Origin of the sequence: Pseudonocardia halophobica, from assembly GCF_050948485.1 — a bacterium.
Lineage (GTDB): Bacteria > Actinomycetota > Actinomycetes > Mycobacteriales > Pseudonocardiaceae > Pseudonocardia > Pseudonocardia halophobica.
Genome location: NZ_CP192046.1, coordinates 5,639,702 through 5,655,314, shown reverse-complemented (window position 1 = coordinate 5,655,314; position 15,613 = coordinate 5,639,702). Strand labels below are relative to the sequence as shown.

The following is a 15,613-nucleotide window of genomic DNA, read 5'->3' as shown; positions in this document are numbered from 1 at the left end:
CCTCACCCGCCGTGCCCGCACGCTCCGGCCCCGCCCCCGACCCCGGTCTCGTGATCGTCGACAAGCCCGGCGGTCTCACCTCGCACGACGTGGTCGCGCGGCTGCGGCGCATCCTGCGCACCCGCAAGGTCGGGCACGCCGGCACCCTCGACCCGATGGCCACCGGCGTGCTGGTGTGCGGGGTCGAGCGGGGCACCAAGCTGCTCGGGCACCTCGCGCTCGACACCAAGGCCTACACCGCGACGATCCGGCTCGGCGCCGCCACGACCACGGACGACGCCGAGGGCGAGGTCGTGTCGACGGCCGACGCCTCGGGAGTCGAGGACGGGGCGATCGCCTCGGGCATGGCGGCGTTGACGGGCGAGATCCTGCAGGTCCCGTCCTCGGTCAGCGCGATCAAGATCGACGGGAAGCGGGCCTACGCGCGGGTGCGGGCGGGGGAGACCGTGGAGATCCCGGCGCGGCCGGTGACGGTCTCGGAGTTCGAGCTGCTCGAGCGCCGCGGTGCGGACCTCGACGTGGTCGTGTCGTGCTCGTCCGGGACCTACGTGCGGGCGCTGGCCCGCGACCTCGGCGCGGCCCTGGGCGTGGGCGGACACCTGACGGCGTTGCGGCGCACCCGGGTCGGGCCGTTCGACCTCGGGCACGCGCGCACGCTGGAGGAGCTGGAGGCCGCGCCCGGGCTGTCGCTGGACCTCGACGCGGCGGTCGCGACCGCCTTCCCCCGCCTGGACGTCGACGCCGGCGGTGCCACGGACGTCTCGCACGGCAAGCGGCTGCCGGCGGCGGGCCTGACCGGCACGTACGGCGTGTTCGCGCCCGACGGCCGCGTGCTCGCCCTCATGGCCGACTCCGGCGGCGCGGCGAAGCCGGTCGTGGTGCTCGCCCCGGCGGGCTCGTGAGCAGGCGGGTTCCGTAGGGTGGCGATCGTGGAGCGGTGGCGTGGACTCGAGGCCGTGCCGTCGGGGTGGGGCCGCAGCGTCGTGACCATCGGGGTCTTCGACGGCGTGCACCGCGGGCACCGGCAGCTGATCGAGCGGGCGGTCGCCCGGGGTCGGGAGCGCGGTCTGCGCAGCGTCGTCGTCACCTTCGACCCGCATCCCGCGGAACTGGTCCGCCCGGGCTCGCACCCCGCGGCGCTGACCACCCTCGAGCGGCGCGCGGACCTCGTCGAGGAGGCGGGGGCGGACGCGTTCTGCGTCATCCCCTTCACCGCCGAGCTGGCGCACATGAAGCCCGCCGAGTTCGCGCACGAGGTGCTGGTCGACACGCTGCACGCCGCCGTCGTGGTCGTGGGCACCAACTTCACGTTCGGCTACAAGGCGGCCGGCGACATCGGCACCCTGCACGAGCTGGGCACCCGGTTCGGCTTCCAGGTCGAGGCGCTGGACCTGATCACGGACGACGGCGTGACCTTCTCCTCCACCTACATCCGCTCGTGCATCGACGCGGGCGACATGGAGGCCGCCGCCGCCGCGCTCGGCCGGCTCCACCGGGTCGACGGCGTGGTGGTGCACGGCGACAAGCGCGGCCGCGAGCTGGGCTTTCCCACCGCCAACGTCGCCTGCGCGGTGCACACCGCCCTGCCCGCCGACGGCGTCTACGCGGGCTGGTTCCTGCTGGGCGAGCGGCGGCTGCCCGCGGCGGTGTCGGTCGGCTCCAACCCGACCTTCTCCGGCAAGGTCCGCACCGTCGAGGCCTACGTCCTCGACGTCGACGAGGACTTCTACGGTTACGAGGTCGGCATCGAGTTCGCCCACCGCCTCCGCGGCCAGGAGCGGTTCGACGGCATCGACCCGCTCATCGAGCAGATGAACGCCGACGTCGAGCGGACGCGCGAGCTGCTGGGGGTCTGAGCGCCGTCGGGCGCGGGGTGGGGTGGCCGGCCTCTCCTCGGGCTCGAGGGGCGGGCGGATCCTCGGGGTGGGGCGGCGGGGCCGGTGGGGATGAGGGACCCGATCGGGTGTGGCGGGTGGGGCGGGCGCGGTTCGCGGTGCCGAGTTCTCCCGTTCCGCCCCGGGAAGGGGCGTCCCCTGCCAACATCCGGGCGTGGAGATCGACAGGCTCGCCGAGAACCGGGAGCGACAGCGGGCGCTGTACGGGACCCCGCTCGCCGAGCGGGTGCACCGGATGCTGCGGGTCCTCGGGATCACGCAGGGCTCGCTGGCCGCGACGCTCGGGATGAGCCCGGCGATGCTGTCCCAGCTGGTCAGCGCCAAGCGCGTGAAGATCGGCGATCCGGCGGTCCTCGCCCGGCTGCTCCTGCTCGACGGGCGGTGCGCGGCCGGGCTCGTCGCCCCGGAGGACGTCTCCGCCCTGCTCGACGAGGTGCGCACCGCCTCCCCGGAGTGGGCGGCACTGCTCGCCCGGCCGGTCGAGGCGAGCCGCGACACGTCCGCCGATTCCGTCGACCCGCCGTCCGGTCGGCTCCCGTCCGCGACCCGCGGCCCGGTCCCGGCCGTCCACCCCGCGGCCCGGCCCGTCCACCCCGGCGCCGACCCGCGGTCCCTCCGACCGGCTCCACGCCCCGACCCCCGGCGCGATCCCGCCCTGCTCGCGGCCGAGGCGCTGCGCCGGGTCGCCGGCCCGGCGCAGCTGGTCGCCGCGGCGTCGACCCTCGCCGCGACCTTCCCCGAGCTCGCCGCCCTCCTCCGCCGCGCCGCCGCCACCCGCTGAGCCCGCACCACCCGTCGAGCCCGCGGCCACCCGCTGAGCCCACCGCCACCCACCGAGCCCGCGGCCACGCGCTGACCCCTGCCACGCCGCCCCCACCCACCCTGACCGGCGACGATCCCCGGGTACCCGGAGGTGGGAAGGGCCGCGCTGGTAACCTCTTCCGTGGGTCCGGCTGCAGTCCGTGGCGGCCGCGACCAGCTTCCCGCCCCGACGCGGTCGCCCACCACGGCGAGCGCGTGGCCCGGGCGCGGGCCCCACGGACGTCACCACACGAAGGAGCACCACCGCAGTGGCACTCACCGCCGCAGACAAGAAGACCATCCTCGACGAGTACGGCGTCCACGAGGGCGACACCGGCTCGCCGGAGGCGCAGGTCGCGCTGCTCACCAAGCGCATCAGCGACCTGACCGAGCACCTCAAGCAGCACAAGCACGACCACCACTCCCGCCGCGGCCTGCTCCTCATGGTCGGCCGCCGCCGCCGCCTGCTGAAGTACCTGGCGTCGGTCGACGTGCAGCGCTACCGCTCGCTCATCGAGCGGCTGGGCCTGCGCCGCTGACCCGGTCCGGGGCCGGGGCGGTGTGAGCCGCCCCGGCGACCCGGCGCACAACTGAAGAACGACCCACTTCCGTCACCGCGCCCCATGATCCGCCGGTCCTCGGTAGTGGTTCCCGGAGAGAAAGCTCCGGGGACTTCGATCGAAGACCGGCTCCGCGGAGGATCCGGCGAGGTGGCACAGGCTCTTCACGAAGGAGAGACACCACTTCATGTCAGACCTCGAGAACGACGGCGTCCACGAGACGACCGCAGTGATCGACAACGGGAGCTTCGGCTCCCGCACCATCCGGTTCGAGACCGGGCGCCTCGCGCGCCAGGCCGCCGGATCCGTCGTCGCCTACCTGGACGACGAGACCATGCTGCTGTCCGCCACCACGGCGTCGAAGCAGCCCAAGGAGCACTTCGACTTCTTCCCCCTCACGGTGGACGTCGAGGAGCGGATGTACGCGATCGGCAAGATCCCCGGCTCGTTCTTCCGCCGCGAGGGTCGTCCGGGCACCGACGCGATCCTCACCTGCCGACTGATCGACCGGCCGCTGCGCCCGTCGTTCGTCGACGGCCTGCGCAACGAGATCCAGATCGTCGTCACGGTCCTCTCGCTGGACCCGCAGGACCCGTACGACGCGCTCGCGATCAACGCGGCCTCCGCGTCGACGCAGCTCGCCGGCCTGCCCTTCTCCGGGCCGATCGGCGGCGTCCGCGTCGCGCTGATCGACGGCCAGTGGATCGCCTTCCCGCAGCACGAGGACCTGCAGCGGGCCGTGTTCGACATGGTCGTGGCCGGCCGCGTCGTGGGCGACGACGTCGCGATCATGATGGTGGAGGCCGAGGCCACCACCGAGACGATCGAGCTCGTCGCCGGGGGCGCCGCGGCGCCGACCGAGGAGGTCGTGGCGCAGGGCCTGGAGGCGGCCAAGCCGTTCATCCGCAGCCTGTGCGTGGCCCAGCAGCAGCTGGCCGAGGTCGCCGCCAAGCCGACCCGCGACTACCCGACGTACCCGGCCTACCAGCCGGACGCGTTCGAGGCCGTCGAGAAGGCCGCGAGCGCCGACCTGGCCGCCGCCCTGGCGATCGGCCCGAAGCAGGAGCGCGAGGCGAAGACCGACGAGGTCAAGCTCTCGGTGCTCGAGTCCCTCGGCGCCCGGTTCGAGGGCCGCGAGAAGGAGCTCGGCGCCGCCTTCCGGTCCCTGAACAAGAAGCTCGTGCGCCAGCGCATCCTGCGCGACAAGGTCCGTATCGACGGCCGTGGGCTCACCGACATCCGGCCGCTCTCGGCCGAGGTCGAGGTCGTCCCGCGGGCGCACGGCTCGGCGCTGTTCGAGCGCGGCGAGACCCAGATCATGGGCGTCACCACGCTGAACATGCTCCGCATGGAGCAGCAGATCGACTCGCTGGGTCCCGAGACCCACAAGCGGTACCTGCACCACTACAACTTCCCGCCGTACTCGACCGGTGAGACCGGCCGGGTGGGCTCGCCGAAGCGCCGCGAGATCGGCCACGGCGCGCTGGCCGAGCGGGCACTGCTGCCCGTGCTGCCCACGCGCGAGGAGTTCCCCTACGCCATCCGCCAGGTGTCCGAGGCGCTCGGCTCCAACGGCTCCACGTCGATGGGCTCGGTCTGCGCGTCCACGATGTCGCTGTTCAACGCCGGTGTGCCGCTGAAGGCGCCGGTCGCGGGCATCGCGATGGGCCTGGTGTCCGACACGGTCGAGGGCGCCACCCAGTACGTCGCGCTCACCGACATCCTGGGCGCGGAGGACGCGTTCGGCGACATGGACTTCAAGGTCGCCGGCACGAGCGAGTTCGTCACCGCGCTGCAGCTGGACACCAAGCTCGACGGCATCCCGTCCGAGGTTCTCGCCGCCGCGCTGAACCAGGCCAAGGACGCCCGCCTGACCATCCTCGAGGTGCTCGGCGAGGCGATCGACGGGCCGGACGAGATGAGCACCTACGCGCCGCGGGTCACCGCGATCAAGGTGCCCGTCGACAAGATCGGCGAGGTCATCGGCCCGAAGGGCAAGATGATCAACTCGATCACGGAGAAGACCGGCGCGGACATCTCCATCGAGGACGACGGCACGATCTACGTCGGCGCCGCCGACGGCCCGTCCGCGGAGGAGGCGATCGGCATGATCAACGCCATCGCCAACCCGCAGCTGCCGAAGATCGGCGAGCGGTTCCTGGGCACGGTCGTCAAGACCGCCGCCTTCGGCGCCTTCGTCTCGCTGGTCCCCGGCAAGGACGGCCTGGTCCACATCTCGAAGCTCGGCAACGGGAAGCGGATCGGCAAGGTCGAGGACGTCGTCAAGGTCGGCGACAAGATCCGCGTCGAGGTCACCGACATCGACAACCGCGGCAAGATCAGCCTGATCCCGGTGCAGGAGGAGGCCGCGGGCGACGACAGCGCCCCGGCCGACGCGCCGGCGGAGGACAAGGCCGAGCCGGCCGAGGTCTCCAGCTGACCAGCACGTCGCACCCGAACGCCCCCGGGGTGGCTCGCACCGAGCTGCCCGGGGGCGTTCGCGTGCTCACCGAGCAGGTGCCCGGCGTGCGGTCCGTCGCACTGGGCGTCTGGATCGCGATCGGCTCCCGGGACGAGCGCCCCGACCAGGCCGGGGCGGCCCACTACCTCGAGCACCTGCTGTTCAAGGGCACCGGGCGGCGCACTGCGCAGGGGATCGCCGAGGAGATGGACGCGGTCGGCGGCGAGCTCAACGCGTTCACCGCCAAGGAGCACACCTGCTACTACGCGCACGTCCTCGACGAGGACGTGCCGCTGGCGCTCGACGTCCTCGCGGACGTCGTGACCAACGCCGAGCTCGCGCACACGGACGTCGAGCTGGAGCGCGGGGTGGTCCTCGAGGAGATCGCCATGCGCGACGACGATCCCGAGGACCTGCTCGGCGAGCTCTTCGACGAGACGATCTTCGGCGCGCACCCGCTCGGCCGCCCCGTGATCGGCTCCGAGGAGTCGATCCGCGGGATGAGCCGCGAGACGCTGCACGACTTCTGGCGCGGCGAGTACACCACGCCGCGGATGGTCGTCGCCGCGGCAGGCAACCTCGACCACGGGCACGTCGCCGACCTGGCCGCGAAGGCGCTGGGCGACGGCCCGGAGCTCGCCCCCGTCGGTCCGCGCCCGGCCGGCGGCGGACGCCTGCCCGCCCGCAAGGCCCTCGCCCTGCGCACGGACGACTCCGAGCAGGCACACCTGCTGCTGGGCGTGCCCGGGCTGGACCGGCACGACCAGCGCCGCCCCGTCCTCGCGGTGCTCAACGCCGCGCTCGGCGGTGGATTGTCGTCGCGGCTGTTCCAGCAGGTCCGCGAGCAGCGCGGGCTGGCCTACCAGGTGTACTCGGCGCAGGCCTGCTACGCCGACGCCGGCACCTTCTCGGTCTACGCCGGGTGCGCGCCGGAGCGGCTCGGCGAGGTCGTCGCGGTGGTGCGGGACGTGCTGGCCGGCGTCGCCGCGGACGGGCTCACCGAGTCCGAGGTGGTGCGGGCCAAGGGTTCGCTGCGCGGCGGCACGGTGCTGGGGCTGGAGGACACGGCGTCGCGGATGAACCGCCTCGGCCGCTCCGAGCTCGACCACGGGCGGCAGCGCAGCATCACCGAGAGCCTCGCGCGGATCGACGCCGTCACCCCGGTCCAGGTCGCCGACCTCGCCGCCGAGCTGCTGGCGCAGGACCTCACCGCCGCCGTCGTCGGCCCCTACGACGCGGTCGACGACCTCCCCGCCGCCCTCCACGACCTCGCCTGACTGTGAGGCTGGCGGTACCGGCCCGGTGATGGTGGGTTGGTGCGCGACGACAGCGGGTGTGGCCCTTCGCCTGACTGGCTCTTCGGGTGCCTTCGAGCGGACTTGCCCACCTGTTGTCGTCGGCGCCGGCCCCGGCCGGAGCAGCTGGCCTGATCAGGAGCTTGACCGCCAGTAGGCGCTGGCGTGTCCCGTCCCAGTCTTGCCGGCTCCGAACCGGGACCGGGACCTTCCACGTCCCTCCCGGCAAGGAGAACGCAGATGTCCATGCTGTCAGAGCCGATACAGAAGTCCAGGCTCGCTGACCTGGTCGATGTCGTGATCGGCGTCGACACCCACACCGACACCCACACCGACACCCACACAGCCGCCGCTGTGACCGCAGCCACTGGAGCGATCCTGGCGACGGTGACGGTGGCTGCGGACGCCGACGGGTACGACGAGCTCGTCGAGTTCGCCGACACCCACGCCGGGCTGCGCGGGTGGGCGATCGAGGGCACCGGCGGCTACGGCGCCGGCCTGGCCCGACACCTCGGTGACCTGGAGGAGCTAGTCGTCGAGCTCGACCGTCCCGGACGACCGGCGCGCCGTGGTGGGCGCAAGTCCGACCCGCTCGACGCCGCCCGCGCCGCGCGCGAGGCTCTGTCTCGCACCCGGTTGGCCCAGCCCAAGTCCGGCGACGACCGGGCCGCGCTGCAGAACCTGCTGACCGTGCGCCGCGGCGCGGTCGAGGCCGGCGCGAACGCTCAGCGTCAGCTCCGGGCTCTGGTGGTCACCGCCCCAGAGCTGGTCCGGGACCGGTTCCGCGAACAGAGCATCGTCGTCATGGTCGCCACCGCGGCGAAGCTGCGCCCGCATACCGCCGCCGCCGACGTGCACGTGTTCACCACGATGACCGCGCTCAAAGCCCTCGCCAAGCGCATCCAGTCTCTCGAGGCCGAGGCTGGGGAGCATGAGAAGGCGATCCGGGCGATCGTGCGGTCCTGGCGCCCGGACCTGCTCCCACTACCCGGGGTCGGCCCGATCACCGCCGCGGTCGTGCTCGCCGCCTGGTCACACGCGGGCCGCTGCCGCGACGACGGTGCCTTCGCCATGCTCGCCGGCACCGCACCCATCCCCGCGTCCTCCGGGAAGACCGTGCGCTACCGGCTCAATCGCTCCGGCAATCGCCAGCTCAACCGGGCCATCCACACCATCGCCGTCTCACGGCTGCGCTACGACCCCGACACCCGCGCCTACGCCGCCAGACGCACCGCCGAAGGCAAGACCGATCCCGAGATCCGCCGGTGCCTCAAGCGCTACATCACCCGCCAGCTCTACCGACAGCTCGAACACCCACCGACGACCTCACGGGCTTGACGAACCATAGGAGCGTCCCCCGCCCCGCCCCGCGAGCCGCGCCATCGCCCCCCGCGAGTCGGGAGTTCCGGCAGCGCGAGTCGGGAGTTCCGGCACCGCGAGTCGCGAGTTCCAGCACCGCGAGTCGGGAGTTCCGGCACCGCGAGTCGGGAGTTCCAGCACCGCGAGTCGCGAGTTCCAGCAGCGCGAGTCGGGAGTTCCGGCAGCGCGAGTCGCGAGTTCCAGCACCGCGAGTCGGGAGTTCCAGCACCGCGAGTCGGGAGTTCCAGCACCGCGAGTCGCGAGTTTCAGGAGGCGAGTCGGCACGTTCAGGCGTCCGAACTCCACATCCCCGGCGTCCGGGATGTGCGACTCGGTGACCCGGAGGTGCCGACTCGCGGCGTGATCTCGGTAGGGTCGGCGGCGTGGTGACGGCGCTGGTCGCGGGACTGCTGATCCTGGTCGGCCTGGTGGGGGTCGTCGTCCAGGTGCTGCCCGGGCTGATCGTGATCCTGGCCGGCGTGGCCGTGTGGGCCGTCCCGCGGGGCGACCCCCTCGGCTGGTGGGTCCTCGGTATCGCGGGTGGACTGCTGGTCGTCGGGTCGCTGGCGAAGTTCCTGGTGCCCGGCAAGCGGCTTCGCGACGCCGGCGTCCCCGGCCGGAGCCTCCTCGCGGGCGGTGTGCTGGGGGTCGTGGGCTTCTTCGTGATCCCGGTCGTCGGGCTGTTCGTCGGCTTCGTGCTCGGCGTCTACCTCGCCGAACTCGCCCGGCTGTGCAGCTCCGCGAAGGCCTGGCCGTCGACGAAGCACGCGCTGTCGGCCGTCGGCTGGAGCATGCTCATCGAACTCGCCGCGGGCCTGCTGATGGTCGCCGCCTGGATCACCGGCCTGGTCCTGGCCTGAGACCGCCGCTAGCGGAAGTGCGCCGCCGGAGTGTGCCCGAAGTGGCGGCGGAAGGCGTCGACGTACCCGTTGAGCGAGCCGTAGCCCACGCGTCGCGCGACCGCCGCGACCGGCAGCCCGTCGGCCAGCAGGGGGAGCGACGCCCGCAGCCGCACCTGCGTACGCCAGTCCGTGAAGGTCATCCCGGTCCCCACGGCGAACGCCCGCCGCAGCGTGCTCACGCTCGTGCCCAGCTCCACGGCCCAGTCCTCCAGCGACCGCGGGTCCGCGGGGTCGCGGACAACCGCGCCGCCACGGCCCGGGCGCGCGGGTCGGCGGGCAGCGGCACCGCGACGCCGGGGTCCGGCTCCGCCCCGACCAGCCCGAAGAACAGGGCGCGGGCCGACTCCTCCACCGTCGACAGCTCCGGCCCGGCCAGCGCCAGCAGCAGCTCGCGCAGCAGCGACCCGACCGGCACGACCGTCGGTTCGGTCCACTCGAGCGGGCACGCGTGCGGCCACACGTACAGGCAATGCAACGCCGCCGGCGGCCGGTTGACGAGGTCGTGCGGCAGGTGCGCCGGGATGAACAGGGCCCGGGTCGGCGGCAGCACCCAGGTGCGGGAGCCGACCACCGCCGTCGTCAAGCCCTCGCTGACCCACGCGATCTGGTGCTGGTGGTGGCGGTGCGGACCCCAGGCGCCGGGCTGGTGCGGCGCGAATCGGCAGATCCACATGTCGCGTTCCGTGTCGCCCTCGTGGCCCTCGTAGGGCGGTGACTCGACCGCGAGCGTCATGGCGGCTCCGTGGGGTGGGTTGAACGCTGAGCTGGTGTCGACCGGATCGAACTGAGGTTAGCCTCACCGATGCTGATCGACGACCCCCGTGGAGACCGTGTGCGCCCCCGTTCCCTCCTGCTCGCCGCCGTGCTCGTGCTGGCCGCGGGCTGCTCGTCCACCCCGCCGACGACCGCGCCGGGCGCGGCCCCGCAGGCGGCCTTCCCGGTGTCCGTCGAGCACGAGTTCAGCACGACGACCGTCCCCACGGCCCCGCAGCGGGGTGGTCAGTGCCGGGTACACGGAGCAGGACACCCTGCCCGGACCTCATCGTCGCGACCAACGCGGGCCTCGACCGGGCGCAGTACGACCGGCTCGCCGCCATCGCCCCGACGGTCGCGCAGCCGAAGGGCGGCAGCGCCTGGTTCGCGCCGTGGGACGCGCAGACGCGCCTGATCGGCGCCGCGATCGGCAAGCCGGGCGAGGCGAACGCGCTGGTCGACGGCATCAAGAAGCGGTTCGCCGACACGGCCGCCGCGCACCCCGGCTTCGCCGGCACCCCCGCGATCTTCCTGCAGGCCCCGTACTACGACGGCAGCGCGATCGCCTACCAGGACGGCCTGTCGACCGAGTTCCTCACCGACCTCGGGTTCCCCGTGCCCGCCGAGATCGACCGCTTCGCGCCGGAGGGCGACTCGACCCAGGCCTACATCCCGATCGAGAACCTCGGCGTGCTCAACGCCGGCAAGGTCCTGATCTGGGCGACCGAGGACGCGTCGGCCCGGACCGAGCTCGAGGCGCAGCCGCTCTACCGCACGCTCACGCCGGTGCAGAACGGCAACCTGGTCTTCACCGACGCCACGCTGGCCGGGGCGATCTACTTCTCCAGCCCGCTGTCGCTGCCGTACGTGCTCGACCACCTCGTCCCGCAGCTCGACGCCGCAGTGGCCGGCAACCCGGAGACCAGGCCCGCCGCCTAGAGTTCACGCTCGTGAGTGCGATCCGGGTGGCGGTGCTGGGGGCGAAGGGGCGCATGGGCTCCGAGGCGTGCGCGGCGGTGCGCGGCGCCGACGACATGGAGCTCGTGGCGGAGGTCGGCTCGGCCGACCCGATCTCCGCGGCCGACGGCGCCGAGGTCGTGGTCGACCTGACCCGGCCCGACGTCGTCATGGCCAACCTGAAGCACGTCCTCGACCAGGGGCAGCACGCCGTGGTGGGGGTGTCGGGGTTCGACGCCGAGCGGCTCGACACGGTCCGCGGCTGGCTCGCCGACAAGCCGGGCCAGGGGGTGCTGATCGCCCCGAACTTCGGCGTCGGGGCCGTACTGGCCATGCACTTCGCCGCGCAGGCCGCTCGGTTCTTCGAGTCGGCCGAGATCGTGGAGCTGCACCACGAGAAGAAGGTCGACGCCCCGTCCGGCACCGCCGCCCGCACGGCGTCGCTGGTCGCCGAGGCGCGGGCCGCCGCCGGGCTCGGCCCGGTGCCCGACGCCACCACCAGCGACCCGCTCGGCGCCCGCGGGGCGGCGGTCGACGGCGTCCACGTGCACGCCGTCCGGATGCCCGGGATGGTCGCCCACCAGGAGGTCATCCTCGGCGGCCCGGGAGAGGTCCTGACGATCCGGCACGACTCGATGAACCGGGCCTCGTTCATGCCGGGCGTGCTGATGGCGATCCGCGCGGTGCCCGGCCGCCCCGGCCTGACCTTCGGCCTGGAATCCCTCCTCGGCCTGTGAGCGCCGACTGCCCCTGGAGGGTCACTCGGCACTCAAGTCAGGTCAGCTCGAGGTCCAACGGGCCGGTGTGCCGGACCTCGCGCACGGTGCCGTCGCCGGTGTCGAGTGTCCGCACGGCGCCGTCGGCGGCCCAGCCCGCGCGGGTGTAGAAGGCGCGCGAGGCCGTGTCCGCCTCGGGCACCCACACGCGGCCGCGTTCCGAGCCGGACCGGCGCAGGGCGGCACCGGCGACGGCGAGCAGCCGCCCGCCGTGCCCGCGCCGGCCCCACCGGGGCTCGACGAGCAGCGCGCTGATCTCCGCGATCGCCAGCCCGTCCTGCCCGGCGTAGTGCGCCGCCGCGCAGAAACCGACCGTCCAGTCGCCCTCGAGCGCCACGAACACGTGGAAGGGATCACCGGCCGCGACCGCGTCCTGCCAGGCCCGCCGGGCGTCGTCGCTGGTCAGCCGGTCCAGGGCGGCGTCGGGGAGGATCCCGGCGTACGCCACCCGCCAGGTCCCGGCCTGGATGCGGACGATCTCGTCGACGTCCGCATCGACGGCGGGGCGGACCGAGGCGAGGGCCATGTGGACATTCGTACCGGGTGCCGGGGTGACGCCGGACACCGGCCGCGGGGTTGGCCCGGCCCGGCCCGGCATGGCAGCGTGCGGGGATGTGAACGATCGTCCGTCCGGCGGCCGGACGGCGTGGGTGGCGCTCTCGCTCGTCTACCTGCTCTGGGGCTCGATCTATCTGCTCAACCGGCTGCTGATCACGCACGTCACGCCGCTGCTGGCCGGCGGCTTCCGGTTCCTGTCGGCCGGGGTCGCGCTCGGCCTGCTGGTCCTGGTGGTGTCCGGGCCGCGCGGACTGCGGATGAGCCGGCCGCAACTGCTCACGACGATGCTCTCCGGGCTCCTGCTGCCCGCGTGGGGCAACGGCCTGGTCGCCGTCGCGCAGACGCAGATCCCGTCGGGGCTCGCGGCGCTGCTGCTGGCGGTCGTGCCGCTCTACATCGCCGTGCTGCGCACGATCTTCGGGGACCGGCCCAGCCCGGCGACCCTGATCGGGGTGCTGGTCGGGCTCGTCGGGCTCGGGGTGCTGGTGCTGGCCGGACCGGGCTCCGGCGGCACGGCCGGGAGCGCGTCCTGGGGGCCGTGGCTGGTCGTGCTGGCCGGCCTGGGCTGGGCCTCGGGCACCTACGCGACGACCAGGCTGCCGGTCCCGCCGAACCCGTTCGCGCTGGCCACGGTGCAGATGGTCACCGGCGGACTGATCATGATCGGGGTCGGTGGCGCCGCGGGCGGACGGATCGACCTCGGCGCGCTCCCCGCAGCCACCTGGTGGGTCTGGGCGGCCGCCGCGCTGGCCACGCTGGGCGGGTTCAGCGCCTACGCGATCGCGCTGCGCGGGCTCCCGGTGTCCACGGTCGCGACCTACGCGTACGTCAACCCGGTGATCGCGGTCGTGCTCGGCGTCCTGCTGGTCGAGGAGCGGTTCACGTTGCTGCAGGCGCTGGGCGGGCTGATCGTGCTGGTCGCGGTCGTGCTGGTGGTGCGGGCGGAACGCAGGCCGGCCGGGGCCGCGGACGAGTTCACGGCCGAACCGGTCCCGGATCCGCCGCCGGCCCGCTGACCGCCCGGAAAGTGTCGGTGCGTCCTGGCAGCATGCCCCTCGTGAGGACGATCTCGGCCGACGTCGCGCGCCGCACCGCGCTGGCGGCGCAGGGTTTCGCGGAACCCCGGCCGCCGGGCCCGGTGACCCGGCGGCACCTGCAGCGTGTCCTCGGCCGGATCCAGCTCCTGCAGCTCGACTCGGTGAACGTCGCGGTCCGGGCGCACTACATGCCGGTCTTCAGCCGGCTCGGCGCCTACCCGCACGACCTGCTCGACGGGGCGGCCTGGCACCACACCGCGCGCCGGCCCCGGCTGATGGTCGAGTACTGGGCGCACGAGGCGAGCCTGCTGCCGGTCGAGGACTGGCCGCTGCTGCTGTCCGGGGCCAAGCGGCCGGGCTGGTGGCGGCACTACGCGCAGCTCGCCGACCGCGAACCCGCCCTGGTCGACGACGTGCTGGCCGCGGTCAAGGAGCTGGGCCCGGTGGGCGCGGGCGCCCTGGAGACGGCGCTGGGCGGCGCGGCGGGAAAGCCGCGGCCACCGGGGGTGTCGTGGTGGGAGCGGTCCGACGTGAAGCGGATCTGCGAGTACCTGTTCGGACTCGGTGCGCTCACCACGGGCACCCGGGTCAACTTCCAGCGGCTCTACGACCTCCCTGAGCGGGTGCTGCCGTCGGCCGTGCTCGCCGCCCACCCGATGGACCACGGTGAGGCCGCGCGCGGGCTCATGCGGCGGGCGGCCCGGGCGCTGGGGATCGCGACCGAGCCGGAGCTGCGGGACTACTACCGGCTCGGGCCCGCGGAGAGCCGCCGGGCGGTCGAGGAGCTGGTGGAGGCGGGGGAGCTGGAACCGGTGGCGGTGCGCGGCTGGCGGGCGCCGGCGTACCGGGCGCCGGAAGCGAGCGTGCCGCGGCGGATCGAGGGGCGGGCGCTGCTGTGTCCCTTCGACCCGCTGATCTGGGAGCGCGAGCGCACCGAGCGGATCTTCGGCTTCCGGTACCGCATCGAGATCTACGTGCCCGAGCCGAAGCGCGAGTTCGGCTACTACGTCTTCCCGTTCCTGCTCGACGGCGAGCTCGTCGGCCGGGTGGACCTCAAGTCGGACCGGGCCGCCGGGGTCCTCCGGGTGCAGGGCGCGTTCGCCGAGCCGGGCGCGGAGGCGCGGCGGGTGGCGGCGGAGCTGGCCGCCGAGCTGCGGCACATGGCGGAGTGGCTCGGGCTCGAGGGAGTGGTCGTGGGGGAGCGGGGTGATCTCGCGGGCGCGCTGGCCGGGGCGGTGGGGTGAGTGGTGCCGCGGGCCGGCGCCGCGGGCGGGACGCGACGGCGGCGCGCCCGGGCCTGCCGGACGCGCCGCCGTCGTCGTACCTCGCCGGCCGTCGTCGCTGTGGACCCCTCAGACCGCAGCGGTGGCGGCGCGGGTGATGCGGATGTCCCCGCTCCCGGTCCGCCCGGCCACCCGCAGCGGCGGCGCGTCGGCGGGCGCGACCCGGCCCACGTCGAGGTCGCTGCGCGCGTGGCCGGAGCCCGAGGTGAGGTCGAGCTCGGCGGCCACCCCGGAGTGCACCCCGACCCGGATCGAGCCCGAGCCGGCCGTGAGGTCGAAACGTCCGGCGAAGGCGTCGGCGATCTCGACGTCGCCCGAGCCCGTCTTCAGCGTGAGGTCGGCGTGCACCTCGCCGAAGGAGACGTCGCCGGAGCCGGCCTTCACCGTCGTCGGGCCGGAGAGGGCGGCCGCGGAGATCCCACCGGAGCCGGTGCGCAGCTTGGCCTCCGCGCCGACGATCCCCAGCTCCACGCGGCCGGAGCCGGTGCTGACCTCGAGGGCGCCGGTGACCTCGTCGAGCCGGGCGTTCCCCGAGCCGGTGCGCACGGCGGCCCAGCCCGAGCGGCCGGTCACCGTGACGTCGCCGGCGCCGGTGCGCACGGCGAGCCGCGAGCGCGCGGGCGCCCACACGGTCACTGCCAGCGGCACCACCCGCAGCGGCAGGTCCTGCGCGGAACGCACCACGAGCCGCCGCGCCGTCTCGCTCCAGCTGATCTCGGCGGCGCGGACCGCGGCGGCACCTGGGTCCTGCGCGACATCGCCGGTCGCGGTGCCCAGCCAGTTGAGCAGGCCGGTGATGCCCTGTTCCCAGGGGCTGTCGGCGTCGGGCTCGTGGCGGACCTCGACCCGGACCTCGGTCGCGTCCTCGTTGAGCTCGATCCGCACCCGCCCGACGTCGATCGCAACCTCGAGCTCGGCGGGTTCGGTGCAGGTCCAGGCCTGCTGGCGGACCAGGTCCTCGTTCGGTTCGGTCATC

Annotated in this window: 16 protein-coding genes; 12 read left to right on the top strand and 4 right to left on the bottom strand. The window is 73.9% G+C overall.

Going from position 1 to position 15,613, the window contains the following annotated elements:
* Positions 1-11: 11 nt before the first annotated feature.
* From truB to ACQP04_RS26770, 8 genes are all read left to right on the top strand, one after another.
* Positions 12-902 (top strand): tRNA pseudouridine(55) synthase TruB, encoded by an 891-nt coding sequence (gene truB / locus ACQP04_RS26805; RefSeq protein ID WP_433503331.1) that lies wholly within the window; start codon positions 12-14, stop codon positions 900-902.
* A gap of 27 nt (positions 903-929) precedes the next feature.
* Positions 930-1,856: a bifunctional riboflavin kinase/FAD synthetase gene (locus ACQP04_RS26800; protein ID WP_433503330.1), complete on the top strand. Its 927-nt coding sequence runs from the start codon at positions 930-932 to the stop codon at positions 1,854-1,856.
* A 193-nt stretch (positions 1,857-2,049) separates the two neighbouring features.
* Complete coding sequence (locus ACQP04_RS26795; protein ID WP_433503329.1) at positions 2,050-2,676, top strand: helix-turn-helix domain-containing protein; 627 nt, start codon at positions 2,050-2,052, stop codon at positions 2,674-2,676.
* Between the two features lie 289 nt (positions 2,677-2,965).
* The gene (rpsO, locus tag ACQP04_RS26790; protein ID WP_037047075.1) at positions 2,966-3,235 is read left to right on the top strand and encodes a 30S ribosomal protein S15; all 270 of its coding nucleotides are present in this window, start codon (positions 2,966-2,968) and stop codon (positions 3,233-3,235) included.
* A 208-nt stretch (positions 3,236-3,443) separates the two neighbouring features.
* Complete coding sequence (locus ACQP04_RS26785; RefSeq protein ID WP_433503328.1) at positions 3,444-5,696, top strand: polyribonucleotide nucleotidyltransferase; 2,253 nt, start codon at positions 3,444-3,446, stop codon at positions 5,694-5,696.
* The gene (locus ACQP04_RS26780; RefSeq protein ID WP_433508439.1) at positions 5,693-6,994 is read left to right on the top strand and encodes a M16 family metallopeptidase; all 1,302 of its coding nucleotides are present in this window, start codon (positions 5,693-5,695) and stop codon (positions 6,992-6,994) included. Before ACQP04_RS26785 ends, ACQP04_RS26780 begins: the two co-directional genes overlap by 4 nt.
* Before the next feature lie 258 nt (positions 6,995-7,252).
* The gene (locus tag ACQP04_RS26775; protein WP_433503327.1) at positions 7,253-8,350 is read left to right on the top strand and encodes an IS110 family transposase; all 1,098 of its coding nucleotides are present in this window, start codon (positions 7,253-7,255) and stop codon (positions 8,348-8,350) included.
* A gap of 404 nt (positions 8,351-8,754) precedes the next feature.
* Positions 8,755-9,231 carry a DUF456 domain-containing protein gene (locus tag ACQP04_RS26770; protein WP_433503326.1) on the top strand — a complete coding sequence of 159 codons (477 nt, stop codon included), beginning with the start codon at positions 8,755-8,757 and terminating at the stop codon, positions 9,229-9,231.
* Positions 9,232-9,239: 8 nt separating this feature from the next.
* Here the strand turns inward: ACQP04_RS26770 and ACQP04_RS26765 are convergent, their stop codons facing one another.
* Positions 9,240-9,470 (bottom strand): helix-turn-helix transcriptional regulator, encoded by a 231-nt coding sequence (locus ACQP04_RS26765; protein WP_433503325.1) that lies wholly within the window; start codon positions 9,468-9,470, stop codon positions 9,240-9,242.
* Positions 9,449-10,006 carry a cupin domain-containing protein gene (locus tag ACQP04_RS26760; protein WP_433503324.1) on the bottom strand — a complete coding sequence of 186 codons (558 nt, stop codon included), beginning with the start codon at positions 10,004-10,006 and terminating at the stop codon, positions 9,449-9,451. Before ACQP04_RS26760 ends, ACQP04_RS26765 begins: the two co-directional genes overlap by 22 nt.
* A 269-nt stretch (positions 10,007-10,275) precedes the next feature.
* On the opposite strand from ACQP04_RS26760, the gene ACQP04_RS26755 reads away from it, so the two are divergent.
* Together ACQP04_RS26755 and dapB are read left to right on the top strand one after the other, a co-directional pair.
* The gene (locus tag ACQP04_RS26755) at positions 10,276-10,965 is read left to right on the top strand and encodes an ABC transporter substrate-binding protein (RefSeq protein ID WP_433503323.1); all 690 of its coding nucleotides are present in this window, start codon (positions 10,276-10,278) and stop codon (positions 10,963-10,965) included.
* Positions 10,966-10,976: 11 nt separating this feature from the next.
* Positions 10,977-11,720, top strand: a complete 744-nt coding sequence (gene dapB / locus ACQP04_RS26750; protein ID WP_433503322.1) for a 4-hydroxy-tetrahydrodipicolinate reductase — start codon at positions 10,977-10,979, stop codon at positions 11,718-11,720.
* A gap of 37 nt (positions 11,721-11,757) precedes the next feature.
* Here dapB and ACQP04_RS26745 read toward each other — a convergent pair whose 3' ends face one another.
* Complete coding sequence (locus tag ACQP04_RS26745; protein ID WP_433503321.1) at positions 11,758-12,285, bottom strand: N-acetyltransferase family protein; 528 nt, start codon at positions 12,283-12,285, stop codon at positions 11,758-11,760.
* Positions 12,286-12,373: 88 nt separating this feature from the next.
* Between ACQP04_RS26745 and ACQP04_RS26740 the strand changes: the two genes are divergently transcribed.
* Together ACQP04_RS26740 and ACQP04_RS26735 are read left to right on the top strand one after the other, a co-directional pair.
* Positions 12,374-13,333 carry an EamA family transporter gene (locus tag ACQP04_RS26740; protein WP_433503320.1) on the top strand — a complete coding sequence of 320 codons (960 nt, stop codon included), beginning with the start codon at positions 12,374-12,376 and terminating at the stop codon, positions 13,331-13,333.
* Between the two features lie 32 nt (positions 13,334-13,365).
* Positions 13,366-14,598 carry a winged helix-turn-helix domain-containing protein gene (locus tag ACQP04_RS26735; protein ID WP_433503319.1) on the top strand — a complete coding sequence of 411 codons (1,233 nt, stop codon included), beginning with the start codon at positions 13,366-13,368 and terminating at the stop codon, positions 14,596-14,598.
* Positions 14,599-14,706: 108 nt separating this feature from the next.
* Here ACQP04_RS26735 and ACQP04_RS26730 read toward each other — a convergent pair whose 3' ends face one another.
* Positions 14,707-15,612 (bottom strand): DUF4097 family beta strand repeat-containing protein, encoded by a 906-nt coding sequence (locus ACQP04_RS26730; RefSeq protein ID WP_433503318.1) that lies wholly within the window; start codon positions 15,610-15,612, stop codon positions 14,707-14,709.
* Between the last annotated feature and the right edge of the window lies 1 nt (position 15,613).

Bases quoted from the DNA above. Each gene is read 5' to 3' on its own strand.
- ACQP04_RS26775 (WP_433503327.1), top strand. From the start codon at position 7,253: ATGTCCATGCTGTCAGAGCCGATACAGAAGTCCAGGCTCGCTGACCTG.
- ACQP04_RS26745 (WP_433503321.1), bottom strand. From the start codon at position 12,285: ATGGCCCTCGCCTCGGTCCGCCCCGCCGTCGATGCGGACGTCGACGAG.
- ACQP04_RS26735 (WP_433503319.1), top strand. From the start codon at position 13,366: ATGCCCCTCGTGAGGACGATCTCGGCCGACGTCGCGCGCCGCACCGCG.
- ACQP04_RS26730 (WP_433503318.1), bottom strand. From the start codon at position 15,612: ATGACCGAACCGAACGAGGACCTGGTCCGCCAGCAGGCCTGGACCTGC.
- ACQP04_RS26785 (WP_433503328.1), top strand. From the start codon at position 3,444: ATGTCAGACCTCGAGAACGACGGCGTCCACGAGACGACCGCAGTGATC.
- ACQP04_RS26760 (WP_433503324.1), bottom strand. From the start codon at position 10,006: ATGACGCTCGCGGTCGAGTCACCGCCCTACGAGGGCCACGAGGGCGAC.